At 67.2% G+C, this 14,467-nt stretch carries 11 protein-coding genes; 9 read left to right on the top strand and 2 right to left on the bottom strand.

The window, feature by feature from the left end; translation table 11 throughout:
- Positions 1-17: 17 nt before the first annotated feature.
- Positions 18-1,964 (bottom strand): peptidyl-prolyl cis-trans isomerase, encoded by a 1,947-nt coding sequence (locus DF286_RS14655; protein ID WP_109272418.1) that lies wholly within the window; start codon positions 1,962-1,964, stop codon positions 18-20.
- Positions 1,965-2,080: 116 nt separating this feature from the next.
- On the opposite strand from DF286_RS14655, the gene tpiA reads away from it, so the two are divergent.
- The 4 genes from tpiA (at position 2,081) to DF286_RS14635 (ending at position 5,739) form a co-directional block, all read left to right on the top strand.
- The gene (gene tpiA / locus DF286_RS14650) at positions 2,081-2,830 is read left to right on the top strand and encodes a triose-phosphate isomerase (protein WP_109272417.1); all 750 of its coding nucleotides are present in this window, start codon (positions 2,081-2,083) and stop codon (positions 2,828-2,830) included.
- A gap of 85 nt (positions 2,831-2,915) precedes the next feature.
- Positions 2,916-3,320, top strand: a complete 405-nt coding sequence (gene secG / locus DF286_RS14645; protein WP_109272416.1) for a preprotein translocase subunit SecG — start codon at positions 2,916-2,918, stop codon at positions 3,318-3,320.
- Positions 3,321-3,426: 106 nt separating this feature from the next.
- Entirely contained in the window at positions 3,427-5,076 is a 1,650-nt protein-coding gene (locus DF286_RS14640; protein ID WP_109272415.1) for a CTP synthase, read from the top strand.
- A 207-nt stretch (positions 5,077-5,283) separates the two neighbouring features.
- A complete protein-coding gene (locus tag DF286_RS14635) occupies positions 5,284-5,739 on the top strand; it encodes a CHRD domain-containing protein (protein WP_109272414.1) in 456 nt (151 codons plus the stop codon).
- Between the two features lie 119 nt (positions 5,740-5,858).
- Here DF286_RS14635 and DF286_RS15220 read toward each other — a convergent pair whose 3' ends face one another.
- Positions 5,859-6,020 (bottom strand): hypothetical protein, encoded by a 162-nt coding sequence (locus tag DF286_RS15220; RefSeq protein ID WP_158274708.1) that lies wholly within the window; start codon positions 6,018-6,020, stop codon positions 5,859-5,861.
- Positions 6,021-6,545: 525 nt separating this feature from the next.
- Between DF286_RS15220 and proS the strand changes: the two genes are divergently transcribed.
- The 5 genes from proS (at position 6,546) to dnaE (ending at position 14,438) form a co-directional block, all read left to right on the top strand.
- Entirely contained in the window at positions 6,546-7,850 is a 1,305-nt protein-coding gene (gene proS, locus DF286_RS14625; protein WP_109272413.1) for a proline--tRNA ligase, read from the top strand.
- A gap of 115 nt (positions 7,851-7,965) precedes the next feature.
- The gene (locus DF286_RS14620; protein WP_109272489.1) at positions 7,966-9,216 is read left to right on the top strand and encodes a lipoprotein-releasing ABC transporter permease subunit; all 1,251 of its coding nucleotides are present in this window, start codon (positions 7,966-7,968) and stop codon (positions 9,214-9,216) included.
- Positions 9,209-9,880, top strand: a complete 672-nt coding sequence (locus DF286_RS14615) for an ABC transporter ATP-binding protein (protein ID WP_109272412.1) — start codon at positions 9,209-9,211, stop codon at positions 9,878-9,880. Before DF286_RS14620 ends, DF286_RS14615 begins: the two co-directional genes overlap by 8 nt.
- Positions 9,881-9,889: 9 nt before the next feature.
- Positions 9,890-10,813: a lysozyme inhibitor LprI family protein gene (locus DF286_RS14610; protein WP_109272411.1), complete on the top strand. Its 924-nt coding sequence runs from the start codon at positions 9,890-9,892 to the stop codon at positions 10,811-10,813.
- Between the two features lie 121 nt (positions 10,814-10,934).
- The gene (gene dnaE, locus DF286_RS14605) at positions 10,935-14,438 is read left to right on the top strand and encodes a DNA polymerase III subunit alpha (RefSeq protein ID WP_109272410.1); all 3,504 of its coding nucleotides are present in this window, start codon (positions 10,935-10,937) and stop codon (positions 14,436-14,438) included.
- The last annotated feature ends 29 nt before the right edge of the window (positions 14,439-14,467 follow it).

Genomic DNA, 14,467 nt, shown 5'->3' with positions numbered 1-14,467 from the left:
ACGCCGGAAGATCCCGTTTACTCCGCGCCCGGTCCGGCCAGCTGCTGCCTCAGCCGCTCGACCGCACCTTCGTTGCGCTCGATGTTCAGGCCGGCTTCGATAGAGCGACCGAACTGCTCGGCATATTCCTGGCCCAATATGCCTTCGAACTGTCCGCGGGTGGCCTGGATCAGACCCGGCGAACTGCTCGCGTCGCCGGGCACCGACTCCTGAAGGTGGACGACGAACCAGCCCTGGCCGTTAGGCGCGGCGAGCAGGCGGGCCTTGCCTTCGGTGATGCTGAACAGCATCGCCAGCGGGGGCGGCACCGGCTCGTTCGGACGAGCGATGTCGATCCGGCGCGCGGTCACCGATTCCGGGGCGCTCAGGCGCGGCTGCGCTTCGGCGAAGGCCTGGGCGGGCGACGTCCCGCCGTTGATCTTGGCGACGATCGAGGCGGCGACGGCGCGCGCCCTCTCGAGCGCGCGGCGCTGGACGAGATCGGCCTTCACCCGGTCCTGGACCTCGGCGAGCGGCGGGGGCGCTGCGGGAATGGCCTCAGTGACGTCGAGGATGGCGAAGCGTTGTCCCTCCTCCAGGGTTTCGACCAAGGGGTCCTCGTCGACGCCCATGTCAAAGGCGGTCTCCAGCACCGGCTGCAGCTCGGGTGCGCGATAGTCGGGGTTGTCGAACTGGATGCCCGAGGCGGTGATCGGCGGGGTTTCGCGCAGGGTAAGTCCCTCCGCCTCGGCGACCTCCGGCAGGGTCGCGCCCTTGGCCAGGCGGTCTTCGATGCGGGTGACGAGGTCGGCCAGCGCTCCCTCGCGCTTCTGGGCGGCGAGCTGCTGCACGATCTCGTCCCGGGCCGCGGCCAGCGGCGTGGCCTCCGTGCGGGTGATGGCGTCCACGCGGATGACGTGCCAGCCCAGCGGCGAGCGGGTCGGCGCCGTCATCGCGCCCTCGGCGGCCGAGAATGCCGCGTTGGCGACCGCTTCGGAGGTAAGCTGGGCGAGCTGATCGCGGCCCTGCTCGCCGAGCGAGACGTCGTCGGGGCTGAAGCCGGCCTGCGTCGCCGCCTGGGCGAAGCTCATCCCCCCGGCGATGCGCTGCGCGAAGGCGCGCGCGGCGGCCTCGTCGGGCAGCACGACCTGGCTGAGGGAACGAGTCTCGCGCGCGGCGTAACGAGCGGCATTGGCCTTGTAGAAGGCGGCGATCTCGGCGTCGGTCGGTTGCGCGGCTGCGGTCACCTGCTCGGGTCCGAAGGTGGCGAAGCGCAGCACCCGCCGCTCGGGAATGGTGTAGCGCGCCTCATTCTCCTTGTAGAAGGCGGCGATCTCGGCGGCGGTGGGCTCCGTGCCCGCGCCCATCGCCTCGGTCGGCACGACACCGATGCTCCCGGTCCGCTGCTCCAGCAGCAGCGAGGCATATTGCCGGGCCATGGCGTCGGGCACCTTGGGCGAGCCCGCGGCGGGCAGCAGCAGCTGGCGCGCAATGAGGGTGCCGGCGATATCCTGGCGCAGCTGGCCTTCGCTGATATTCTCGCGGGCGAGCGCGGCGCGGAAGCTGTTGACGTCGAACTGGCCGGCGAGGTTCTGGAAGGCGGGGATGCTGGCGATCTCGCCGTCGATCATGCGCTTCGAGGCGACCAGGCCCTGATCGCGCCCGAACACGGTAAGCGCCGCCTGGGAGACCATCTGGTCGATGATCTCGGAGAGCCCGCCGCTGCGGATGAATTCGCCCATGTCGAGATCCGGCTGCTGTTGCCGGATGCGCGCGAACTGGCGGTTGGCCTGATCGGCGACCTCGGTCGAACCGATCCGTGCGCTACCTACCTCGGCGACGGTGTCGCCGCCGAGGCCGCCGCCCAGATCGCCCAGGCCCATGCCGCCCGTGCCGAAGCCCGTGATCACCATCGCGAACAGGGCGAGGCCCAGGAAACCGAACAGGATTTTGGACGATGTGCCGCTGCGAAAGATTTTGAGCATGGAGTATCCGGGCTGAATGCGATGAGCCGCACGTCATAGGATCGGCAAATGATCGCGGCAAGCTTGGCGGACGCCTGGGCCCTTGCTAGGCGCTGTGCCTCCTCTCACGAAAGGGAATCGAAGTGCACCGCAAGCTCGTCGTCGGCAATTGGAAGATGAACGGCAATCTCAACCAGCTGGGCGAGATCGCCGCCATCGCCGCCGCCGCCAAGGAGGCGGCCGGGGTCGACGTCGCCATTTGCCCGCCCTTCACCCTGATCGCGGCCGCCGTCGCCCGATCGGGCGGCCTCCCGATCGGCGGGCAGGATGTCCATTCGGCCGAGAGCGGTGCCCATACCGGCAATGTTTCCGCACCGATGCTGCAGGAGGTCCATGCCCGTCTGGTCATCGTCGGCCATTCGGAACGGCGGGCGGAGCAGCATGAGACCGACGCCGAGGTCCGGGCCAAGGCCGAGACGGCCCTTCGCCATGGCCTCCAGACCATCGTCTGCGTCGGCGAGTCCGAGATGGACCGCGCCGCCCGCGACCATGTCGCGGTGGTGACGGCGCAACTCGAGGGCTCTCTGCCGGACCAGGCCCATGACGGTGAATTGGTCGTCGCCTATGAGCCGATCTGGGCGATCGGCACCGGCAACGTCGCGACGCCCGAGGACATTGCGGAAATGCACGCCGCCATTCGCGCAGCCCTCGTCGAACGCCTCGGCGAGTTTGGCGAGCGCATCCGCATTCTCTATGGCGGCTCGGTCAAGGCCGACAACGCGGCGGCCATCTTCGCCGTGCCTCATGTCGACGGCGCGCTCGTCGGCGGCGCCAGTCTCACCGCCGACCAGTTCGTCCCGATCATCGAGGCCGCTGCGGCGCATTGATGGTTGCTAAGATGGGCTGCCGGTTGAATTTGATGCGTCGCTGAATTAGTTGGCCTCAAACCCTTTCCCGAAAGCCGAAGCCACAATGTTCACCTTCCTCCTCATCGTCCAGACGCTCGTCGCCGCGGCGCTCGTCACCGTGATCCTGATGCAGCGTTCGGAAGGCGGCGGCCTCGGCGTCGGCGGCTCCACCTCGGGCCTGATGACGGCGCGCGGCGCCGCGGACTTCCTGACCCGCGCCACCGCGATCCTCGCCACTTTGTTCGTGCTGCTCTCCATCGTGCTCGCCGGTCTCGCCGCCGTCGGCCGCTCGGGCGCCAGCGACATCGACACCTCGCTTGCCCGTGAGGCCGCCCCCGCGGCGCCCGCCACGGCTCCAGCCGACGTGCCGCTCGCCACCGGCGATCCCCTGGCCGGCGTCGCCGCCCAGGCCGGCAACGCCCAGGCGCCGCAGAGCAACACCCAAGGCGACGTGCCGCTGGCGGAATAAAGGGCTGCGACAACGGGGAAGAGCCCGGCTTTTCCCCAATTATTTCGCGGCCGGGCGATTCTCGCCCTTGCCCTTTGCGCGCGGCACCGCTTAAGCCTCAACTCCCATGGCGCGGTTCATTTTTATCACCGGCGGCGTGGTTTCCTCGCTCGGCAAAGGTCTCATGGCAGCCTCCTTGGCGGCCCTTCTCCAAGCGCGCGGCTACAAGGTCCGCATCAGGAAGTTCGACCCCTATCTCAACGTCGATCCGGGGACGATGTCGCCCTATCAGCATGGCGAGGTCTACGTCACCGACGACGGCGCGGAGACCGATCTCGACCTGGGCCATTATGAGCGCTTCACCGGCGTCGCGGCGCGCCAGAGCGACAACATCACCACCGGCCGCATCTATTCCAACATCATCGCCCGCGAGCGGCGCGGCGACTATCTCGGCGCCACCGTCCAGGTGATCCCGCACGTCACCAACGAGATCAAGGACTTCGCCCTCGCCGATACGGAGGATCTCGATTTCCTCATCTGCGAGATCGGCGGCACGGTCGGCGATATCGAGAGCCTCCCGTTCATGGAGGCCATCCGCCAGTTGAGGAACGACCTCGGCACTGATGACGCGGGCCATAAGCGCACGGTCAGCATCCACACGACGCTGATCCCGTACATCGCCGCCGCCGGCGAGCTGAAGACCAAGCCGACCCAGCACAGCGTCCGCGACCTCACCTCGCTCGGCATCCAGCCGGATGTCCTCCTCTGCCGCGTCGACCGCCCGCTGCCCGAGGGTGAGCGGGCGAAGATCGCGCAATTCTGCAACGTCAGGAAAGAAGCGGTCATCCCGGCGCTGGATGCGAAGAGCATCTATGCGGTGCCGCTCCAATATCATGGCGAAGGCCTCGACGCCGAGGTGCTTCGCGCCTTCGGTATCACCGACGCGCCGGCGCCCGACCTTAGCCGCTGGGACGACATCATCGATCGCCTCGACAATCCGGAAGGGGAGGTGACGGTCGGCGTCGTCGGCAAATATGTGGGGCTCCCCGACGCCTATAAGAGCCTCACCGAAGCGCTCGTCCATGGCGGCCTCGCCAATCGGGTGAAGGTCAACATCAAATGGCTCGACGCCGAGATGTTCGAGCATCCCGAGGCGGAGGTCGCCGCCAGCCTGGAGCCGATGCACGCCATCCTCGTCCCGGGCGGATTCGGGGAGCGCGGCAGCGAGGGCAAGATCGCCTCCGTCCAGTTCGCGCGCGAACGCAAGGTGCCCTTCTTCGGCATCTGCCTCGGCATGCAGATGGCCTGCATCGAAGGCGCGCGGAACACGGCCGGGATCAAGGGGGCGACCTCCAGCGAGTTCGGCGAGGCGTCGGAACCGGTCGTCGGCCTGATCACCGAGTGGATGAGCCGCGAAGGGCTGGAGAAGCGCGCCGCCGGCGGCGATCTGGGCGGCACCATGCGCCTCGGCGCCTATGGCGCCCGGCTGAGCCCCAACAGCCACGTCGCCACCATCTATGGCTCCGACGAGATCAGCGAGCGCCACCGCCACCGCTACGAGGTCAACGCCCATTATATGCCCGCGCTGGAAGAGGGCGGGCTTATCTTCAGCGGCATGAGCCCGGACGGGACGCTGCCCGAGATCGTCGAGCGGCCCGACCATCCCTGGTTCGTCGGCGTCCAGTTCCACCCGGAGCTGAAGAGCAAGCCGTTCGACCCGCACCCGCTCTTCGCCAGCTTCATCGAGGCGGCGGTGAAACAGTCCCGCCTGGTCTAGGGGCGGCCCCACGGTCGATGAGCAATCAGTCCAAGTAAGGCAGTCCAAGTAAGGCGCCCGCCCGTCCGTCATTCATCGACGGATCGGGGCCGCCCGGCTTGGCGCCGGAACCATCGGGCGCTCGGGGCTTTGGCCTCTTTGGCCGCCTTGCCACGCGCGAACGGCGCTCTTTCGCGGCGGCCTTCCCCACCAAGAAAGGAACGAAACATGCTGAAGGACAGAGAATGCCGCATGCTTCTGACGGCCTTCGGGGGGCTGTTTATCCTGGCCGGAGCCGGAACGGCCGGAGCGGCGGTCGCCGCCGAATTCCGGGCGGTTCTTTCCGGCGACAACGAACTGGTGGCGGGCGACACGGACGGTTGGGGCCGTGCCCGCATCAACGTCTATGACGATATGGATCGTCTCTGCGCCGACCTTGAAGTTCGCAGCGTCGGTGATGTGACCAGCGTGTATATCTATCGAGGCGCCGAGGGCGAGGAGGGCTCGCCGGTCGTCAAGCTCGACACGCCGGACGACAATATCGACAGCGACGACTGCGATTCGATCGGCGACGCGCTGGCGGACGAGATCCAGGCCGATCCGGCCAGCTTCTACGTCGGCGTTCAGACGGCCGAATTTCCCAAAGGCGCCATTCGCGGCCAGCTGGCCCCGAGTGCCGACTGACTTCAGGCCGGTCTCCCGGCGGACGCCGGGGGGCAGGCGTCTGGCATCGACAATAAGACGGCCGCTCCCGGAAGGAGCGGCCGAGCTGTGCTGCGCCCGCGGGTGGCGGTGCGAGCTGTCTAGATGCTATTCGCGTTCGCGCTGGCGCTCGCCGCCGCCACCGTGCCGCTCGCGGTCACGCTGGCTTCCGGCACCGCCGCCCTGCTGGCGCTGGCCGCCGCCTTGCTGCTGTTGCTGACGCTGGCCGCCATGGCTTCCACCGCCTTGCTGTCCCTGGCCACGCTGGCTGCCTTGGTTCTTCCTTTCCATGGGGAACATCCTCATCCGATCGCCCGAAGATGGGCACCCGTAAAACGCCCCGCCGCAGGAGCGCGTTCCGTCGCGCGCGGCAAGTCGATTAGGCTGCGGGGCGCATGTTGATCAGTTGTGCCGAGTTCCGCGCGGGTCCGCGGCCAATGCCCTAAATGGCAAGTGCCCGGACCGTAACGATCCGGGCACCCGCGTGACGGTCTCCCGCCAACCCCCTTTTAAAGGTGCCTCAGCCCGCACGCGATCCCCACCTCGCCTGGGAATGCGGGGCCGAAGCCTCCCCGAACCATGGCCTGGAGCCGCAGTCCGTATCCGGACGCTAAGGGAAGGGCGGCGCGCTTGTCATCGGTAAATACGGTAAGGCGGCGGTTTTGCTCCGGGCCTGTGTCGTGAAGGTCACAGGCGCGGGACGGTGCCGGCAGTTGCTTCGAGCGCGAGGCCCCCCTAGAGGCTGGCGGACTTGAGTTCGTTTCCCATCCGGACCAGCCTGGAGCCCCATGCGCCTTTCCCGCTATTTCCTTCCCGTCACCAAGGAAACGCCCGCCGACGCCCAGATCGTCAGCCACAAGCTGATGCTCCGCGCCGGCCTCGTCCGCCAGACCGCCGCCGGCATCTACGCTTGGCTCCCGCTCGGCCTCAAGGTGCTGACGCGAATCGAGCAGATCGTCCGCGAGGAGCAGGATCGCGCCGGCGCGATCGAGCTTTTGATGCCGACCATCCAGTCGGCCGACCTGTGGCGCCAGTCAGGCCGCTACGATGCCTATGGCCCGGAGATGCTGCGCATCCTCGACCGGCACCAGCGCGAGATGCTGTACGGCCCGACCAACGAGGAGATGATCACGCTCCTCTTCAAGGACGGCGCCAGGAGCTATCGGGACCTGCCGCGCACGCTCTACCACATCCAGTGGAAGTTCCGCGACGAGGTGCGCCCCCGCTTCGGCGTGATGCGCGGCCGCGAGTTCCTGATGAAGGACGCCTACAGCTTCGACCTCGACGAGGAGGGGCTGAAGCAGAGTTATGAGGCGATGTTCGTCGCCTATCTGCGCACCTTCGCGCGGATGGGCCTGCAGGCGGTTCCGGTCCGGGCGCCCACCGGGCCGATCGGCGGCAATCTCAGCCACGAATTCCACATTCTCGCCGATACGGGGGAGAGCGCGCTCTTCTACGACGCCGCCATCGACGAGGTGACCCGCGAGGAGCTGCTTTCCGCCGATGCCTCGACCATCACGCGGCTCACCGACCTCTATGCGATGGAGGAGGAGGAGCATGCCAAGGTCGAGACTTGCCCGGTTCCGGCCGAGCGCCTCCGCACCCGGCGCGGCATCGAAGTCGGCCACATCTTCGCCTTCGGCACCAAATACAGCGCCTCGATGGGCCTCTCTGTGCAGACGAAGGAGGGCGGCCAGGTCCACCCGCATATGGGCAGCTACGGTATCGGCGTCTCTCGCCTGATGGGCGCGATCATCGAGGCAAGCCACGACGAGAATGGCATCATCTGGCCGGAGAGCGTGGCGCCGTTCCAAGTGGGCCTCATCAACATGCGCGCCGACGATGCGGGGTGCGCCGAGGCGGCCGACCGGCTCTACGAACGGCTTCGCGAAGCCGGTATCGAGACTCTCTATGACGACCGCGACGAGCGCGGCGGCGCCAAGTTCGCGACCATGGACGTGATCGGCTTGCCCTGGCAGCTGATCGTCGGTCCCAAGGGGCTGGAGAAGGGCGTCGTCGAGCTCAAGAACCGCGCCACGGGCGAGCGCGAGGAACTGTCGGTGGAAAGCGCGCTGGCGAGGCTTGTGGGATGAGGGAGCAATACGCCGAAAACCGTTCGTCCCGAGCGAAGTCGAGGGGCGTTTCTCTGAATCCGTGCCGGCGCCCCTCGACTGCGCTCGGGACGAACGGGTCTGGGGCGACCACACGGTGATCCTCTCCGGCTACGAGCGCATGATCGCCAAGCGCTACCTCCTACCCGGCAAGGGCGAGGGGTTCATCTTCCTCGTTGCCGGGATCAGCCTGTTCGCGGTGATGCTGGGCGTCGCCGCGCTCATCATCGTGATGAGCGTCATGAACGGTTTCCGGGCCGAGCTGTTCAGCAAGGTCGTCGGCCTCAACGGCCATGCGGTGGTGCAGGGCTATGGCGGTCGCCTGCCGAACTGGCAGGAGATCGTCGCGGCGGCGAAGGAGACGCCCGGCGTCACCGCCGCGGTGCCGCTGATCGAGCAGCCGCTGATGGTGAGCCATAACGGCCGGGTCGAGGGCATATTGGTCCGCGGCATGCGGCGGCAGGACATCCTCGAAAACGCTGTCCTGCGCGGCAACGAGATTGCGGGCTCGCTGGAAGCGCTCCGCCCCGGCGCCCAGAACGTCGCCATCGGCGTACGCCTCGCCGAATCGCTCGGCGCCACGGTCGGCAGTCAGATCAGCCTCATCAGTCCGCAGGGGCGCACCACGCCGTTCGGCACGGTGCCGCGCATCGTCGCCTATAATGTCGCCGCCGTCTTCGAGGTCGGCGTCTATGATTACGACAAGGCGTTCGTCGTCATGCCGATCGAGGATGCGCAGACCCTGCTGATGCTCGGCGACGACGTCGGCATGGTGGAAGTGGAGACGGTCGATCCCGATCGGGTCGGCGAAATCCTCGCGCCGCTGGCCGCCGCGGTGGCCGGGCAGGCGGTGGTGGCCGACTGGAAATCGATGAACTCGGCCCTCTTCGAAGCGCTGTCGGTCGAGCGGGTGGCGATGTTCGTCATCCTGTCGCTCATCATCCTCGTCGCCGTGTTCAACATCCTCTCGTCGCTGATCATGCTGGTCCGCGCCAAGACGCGCGACATCGCGATCCTGAGGACGATGGGCGCCTCGCGCGCCAGCCTCGTCAAGATTTTCGTCACGGTCGGCACGACGATCGGCGCGCTGGGCATCATCGCCGGGCTGATCCTCGGCGCGATCGCGCTCTATTTCCGCCAGCCGGTGGTGAATTTCGTGCAGATCGTGACGGGGCAGGAGCTTTGGGACCCATCGATCCGGTTCCTGACGGAATTGCCCTCCAAGACCGATCCGTTCGAGGTCGTGGCGGTCACCATCATGGCGCTCGCCTTCAGCTTCCTCGCCACGCTCTACCCGGCCTACAAGGCGGCGAGCACCGATCCCGTGCAGGTGCTGCGCTATGAGTGACGTCCTCCAGACGCGCGGTCTCAAGCGCAATTTCGAGCAGGGCGGAGTTACCATCCACGTCCTGCGCGGCGTCGATCTCACGGTCGGCAATGGCGAGATCGTGGCGCTGCTCGGGCCCTCCGGATCGGGCAAGTCCACCCTGCTCCAGGCGGTCGGCCTGCTCGAGGGCGGTTTCGAGGGATCGATCCGCATCAAGGGCGAGGAAGCGGCCCATCTCGACAATGACGGCCGCACCCGGCTTCGCCGCGACGCGCTCGGCTTCGTCTACCAGTTCCATCACCTGCTGCCGGACTTCAACGCGGTCGAGAATGTCATCCTGCCGCAGCTGATCCACGGCTCGGAGACGAGCGCCGCCCGCGACCGGGCCGAATCGCTCCTCACCGCACTGGGCCTCGGCGCGCGCCTCACCCATCGGCCGAGCAAGCTTTCGGGCGGCGAGCAGCAGCGCGTCGCCGTCGCGCGGGCGCTCGCCAATCGGCCGTCGCTCGTGCTCGCCGACGAGCCGACCGGCAATCTCGACGAAGCCACGGCCGATGTCGTGTTCCAGGAGTTCTTGAAGCTGGTCCGCCACGAAGGATCGGCCGCGCTCGTCGCCACCCATAATGAGCGCATCGCGGCCAAGATGGACCGCGTCGTGCGTTTGCACGACGGAGTGCTGGAGTAGGAGCGCGTCTTGGCCGAGCGCCGACCCCCGATCGATAAACGCAAGCTGGTGATGGCGCTGATCGCGCTGCTGCTGGTCGTCGCCGCGGCCTTCGGCCTGATCGTCGCCGATCGGGAGCGGCCGGCGACGCCCTCCGAGGAGAAGGCGGTCGAGGAGAAGCGCGAGACGACCCAGGACCTATGTGGGTCGCGGGACACTTTGCAGGGCCTGAAGAAGCTGGTGTTCGACGCCGCGGCGCGGATCCGCACCGGCGAGCGGGTGAACTTCGACGTTCTCGCCGCTACGGCCTTCCCGCGCATGGAAAATCCGGTGGTGGCCGGGCGCGACGAGGCGCTGGGTGTGACGCGTTGTGCCGGCCGTTTCATCCTGGAGCTACCGCCAGGCGCAGAGCGCGCGTTCAACGGCGAACGGCGCTTGGTCGCGGACGTGCACTATGAGGTGCAGCCCGCCGCGGACGGGAGCGGCCCGGTCTACCGGATCAGCGGCGCGGACGCGATCGTCTCCCGGCTGGCGGCGTTCGAGCTGGAGGGCGAGCCGCTGGCGCTTCCCGAGGATGTGATCGAGGCGGCCGAGAACGAGACGGTGGGCGCCCCCATCGAGGGAGACGAATATCCTGCATACCCGCCGCCGGTTGTTCCGCCGGCCGCGCCCCAGGGCGGATGGTCGAATCCCAGCTTCGACTGTCGTCAGGCGAGGACGCGCAGCGAGATCATGGTCTGCGGCAGCGATCGGCTCGCTCGCCGGGATCGCCGCATGAACGAGCTGTTCGACGAGGCCATGGCGAATGCCGATCCGCGCACGCGGCAGATATTGCTGCGGTCGCGGGACAGATTTGTCGCTTATCGCGATCGCTGCCGCAGCAACGACTGCATCGAGGAAGGCTATGAGGACCGCATGGACGAGATCCGCGACATCATGCGGGACGCGAATTAACTCCCCACGCCTGGATTGCTACGCTGCGCTCGTAATGACTATCCGCCAACGTTACCGAATTCCTGTGGAAAACTGGCCGCTTGCTGTTCCATAAGCCGCTGTGACCGCCCATAGTGGACCGATGGCAGCGCCTTACGTCCCGCTTCGTATCTTCTCCTGCTACACGATGCTGGACGGCGCGATCGAGCCCAAGGCGATCGCCAAGCAGGCGAAGAAGCTGGATTTTCCCGCCGCGGCGCTCACCGACCGCAACGGCCTCTATGCCGCCATGGCGTTCACCGATGCCTGCAAGGGCGAGGGTGTGCAGCCGATCGTGGGCACCATGCTGGGCCTGGCCCGGCCCGGAACGCCGGAAGGCAAGCCGCCCATCATCGACTGGCTCGCGCTCTATGCGCAGGACGAGGCGGGTTACGAGAATCTCTGCGCCCTCGTCTCGGCGGCGCATCTCGATCGGCCGGTGGAGGACGAAGCGCATGTCGCCATGGCCGCGCTTGAAGGGCGAACCGACGGGCTGATCGCGCTGACGGCGGGGGGCGAGGGCGGCCTCGCGCGGCTTCTGGCCGAAGAGCAGAAGGACGCGGCGGCAGCGTATCTCGATAGCTTGGAGCGGCTGTTCCCCGGCCGCCTTTATGTCGAGCTCTGCCGGCGCGGCCTCGACATCGAGCAGCGGGCGGAGCCGGCGCTCATCGACCTTGCCTATGAGCGTCACCTGCCGCTGGTCGCGACCAATCCCGCCTGCTTCGCCGATGCCGCTTTCCATCGGGCGCATGACGCGATGCTGTGCATAGCGCAATCGAGCCAGATCGACCGCGACGACCGGGTCAAATCCTCGCCCGAGGCCTGGATGAAACCGGCGACGGATATGCGCAAGCTGTTCGAGGACCTTCCGGAGGCGATCGACAACACCTCCGTCGTCGCCCGCCGCTGCGCCTTTGGCGCGCCCAAGCGCAAGCCGATCCTGCCCAGCCTTGCCGGCGACATCGATGCCGAAGCCGAGCAGCTTCGCCGCGATGCGCGGGCCGGCCTGGAGAAGCGGCTCGCGGGCTATAGCGGTCTCGGTGACGAAGCGCGGGAGGTCTATTTCGACCGTCTCGACTTCGAGGTGGACGTGATCGTCCGCATGGGCTTCCCGGGCTATTTCCTGATCGTCGCCGATTTCATCAAATGGGCGAAGGAAAACGACATCCCCGTCGGGCCGGGGCGTGGTTCGGGCGCGGGATCGGTGGTCGCCTGGGCGCTCACCATTACCGATCTCGATCCCATCAAGCTCAATCTGCTGTTCGAGCGCTTCCTCAATCCGGAACGCGTGTCGATGCCGGACTTCGACATCGACTTCTGCGAAACGCGGCGCGGCGAGGTCATCCGCTACGTCCAGCAGAAATATGGCCGCGACCAGGTCGCCCAGATCATCACCTTCGGAAAGCTGAAGGCCCGCGCCGTCCTCAAGGACACCGGCCGCGTGCTCCAGATGCCCTATGGGCAGGTGGACCGGCTGGCCAAGCTGGTGCCGAACCATCCGACCGACCCCTGGACCCTGGAGCGGGCGCTGAACGGCGTTTCCGAGCTGGCCGCCGAGTATAAGAACGATGCGCAGGTGCGGCGTCTGTTCGACCTCGCGATGAAGCTCGAAGGCCTTCCGCGCCACAGCTCCACCCATGCGGCGGGCGTGGTGATCGGCGACCGGCGGCTCGACAAGCTGGTGCCGCTCTACCGCGATCCGCGCTCCGACATGCCGGTCACCCAGTTCGACATGAAATATGTCGAAGGCGCGGGGCTGGTGAAGTTCGACTTCCTGGGCCTCAAGACGCTGTCGGTACTGCAAAAGGCCGTGCAGATGCTGGCTAAGCGCCGCATCGAGGTCGATCTGGACAGCCTCTCCTGGGACGACGCGCAAGTCTACAAGCTCCTCCAGCGCGGCGACACGGTCGGCGTGTTCCAGCTGGAATCGGAGGGGATGCGGCGGACGCTGGCGGCGGTGAAGCCGACCAGCTTCGAGGACATCATCGCGCTCGTCTCACTCTACCGGCCGGGCCCGATGGACAACATCCCGATGTTCGGCGCGCGCAAGAACGGCCGCGAGCCGATCGAATATCCGCACCCGATGCTGGAGGAGGTGCTGAAGGAGACCTACGGCATCTTCGTCTATCAGGAGCAGGTGATGCAGGCGGCGCAGGTACTCGCCGGCTACAGCCTCGGCGAGGCTGACCTGCTGCGCCGCGCGATGGGCAAGAAGATCCAGGCCGAGATGGACGCCCAGCGCGAGCGCTTCGTCACCGGCTGCGCCGCCAACGACATCGCCCCCGCCAAGGCCAACGAGCTGTTCGACTTGATCGACAAGTTCGCCGGCTACGGCTTCAACAAGAGCCACGCCGCCGCCTATGCACTGGTCGCCTATCAGACCGCCTGGGTGAAGGCGCATTATCCGGTCGAATTCTATGCGGCGTCGATGTGCTTCGACATGCATCAGACGGACAAGCTCGCCATCTTCGTCGACGACATGCGGCGGCTGGAAATCGAATGCCGCCCGCCTTGCATCAATGCCAGCGAGGCCGAATACACGGTAGAGCCCAGTGGGGAGGCCCCCTTCGACGATGCTCAGGACAGGCATGCGGTGCGCTACGCCCTTGGCGCGCTCAAAGGCGTCGGTGAAAAGGCGATGGAGCAGCTGGTCGACGAACGCCGGATCAAGGGGCCGTTCAAGTCGCTCGATGATTTCGCCAATCGAGTCGACCCGCGCCTCCTCAACCGCCGCCAGATCGAGAGCCTGGCCGGCGGCGGCGCATTCGACGTGATCGCGCCCAATCGCGCCAGCGTCCACGCCGCCGCGGAAACCATCCTCGCCCATGCCGCCAGCGCCGCCGACGCTCGGACGAGCGGGCAGGGCGGTCTTTTCGGGGGCGAGTCGAACGTCGTTCCCATCCGGATGCCGACCGTCGCCGCCTGGTCGCTGGCCGAGCGCATGGCGCAGGAGAAGGAAAGCTTCGGCTTCTATTTCTCCGCCCATCCGGTCGACCGTTATCGGCATCTCGCTGTCGCGAACGGCGCCAAAAGCTTCGCCGATCTGGGGGCGATGCCGGCGCCTGCCGACGGCGGCCGATCCAGCGCGGTCATGGCAGGCCTCGTCGAGGAGGCGCGCTGGCGCACGTCGGCGCGGGGCCGCCGCTATTTGATGGCGACGCTATCCGACGCATCCGGCCAGTTCGTCGCCACCGTCTTCGACGACATGGTCGCGACACAGGTGGAGGATGCGGCCAAGGCGGGAACTTGCGTCCTGCTCGGCGTGGAGCTCGATCGCCGGCCGGGCGAGGAAGCGCCGCGCGTCACCATCAGGAGCATTCAGTCGTTCGAGACGCTCTCCAAGCGTACCCGGCTCCAGATGGAGGTGGAGATCGAAGGACCGGGGGCGCTGCCGAGGCTCGCCCAGGCGCTGGCGGGAGAGCGGGGCGGCAATGGCGTGCTTCGCCTGAAAGCCATGTTCGAGACGGGCGAGGCCGATCTCGTGCTCGGCCGCGATTTCCAGCTCGACGCGGAAACGGCCGCGCGCATCGAACGCCTCGACGGCGTCACCGCCGTCCGCCTCTCCGCCGCCGAACCGCCCCGGCTCGCGCTGGTCGCCAATCAATAATCGTCACCCGAGTTGATCCGGGGCCCAGC

The organism is Sphingosinicella humi (genome assembly GCF_003129465.1).
In the GTDB taxonomy this organism is placed as follows: domain Bacteria; phylum Pseudomonadota; class Alphaproteobacteria; order Sphingomonadales; family Sphingomonadaceae; genus Allosphingosinicella; species Allosphingosinicella humi.
The sequence above is the reverse complement of the archived record's forward strand: the minus strand, read 5'-3'. Positions and strand labels throughout refer to the sequence as shown.

What these genes read in the sequence shown, in the direction of transcription:
- dnaE (WP_109272410.1), top strand. Translation starts at nt 10,935, where the DNA reads ATGGCAGCGCCTTACGTCCCGCTTCGTATCTTCTCCTGCTACACGATG.
- DF286_RS14640 (WP_109272415.1), top strand. Translation starts at nt 3,427, where the DNA reads ATGGCGCGGTTCATTTTTATCACCGGCGGCGTGGTTTCCTCGCTCGGC.
- secG (WP_109272416.1), top strand. Translation starts at nt 2,916, where the DNA reads ATGTTCACCTTCCTCCTCATCGTCCAGACGCTCGTCGCCGCGGCGCTC.
- DF286_RS14615 (WP_109272412.1), top strand. Translation starts at nt 9,209, where the DNA reads ATGAGTGACGTCCTCCAGACGCGCGGTCTCAAGCGCAATTTCGAGCAG.
- DF286_RS14655 (WP_109272418.1), bottom strand. Translation starts at nt 1,964, where the DNA reads ATGCTCAAAATCTTTCGCAGCGGCACATCGTCCAAAATCCTGTTCGGT.
- DF286_RS14635 (WP_109272414.1), top strand. Translation starts at nt 5,284, where the DNA reads ATGCTGAAGGACAGAGAATGCCGCATGCTTCTGACGGCCTTCGGGGGG.
- proS (WP_109272413.1), top strand. Translation starts at nt 6,546, where the DNA reads ATGCGCCTTTCCCGCTATTTCCTTCCCGTCACCAAGGAAACGCCCGCC.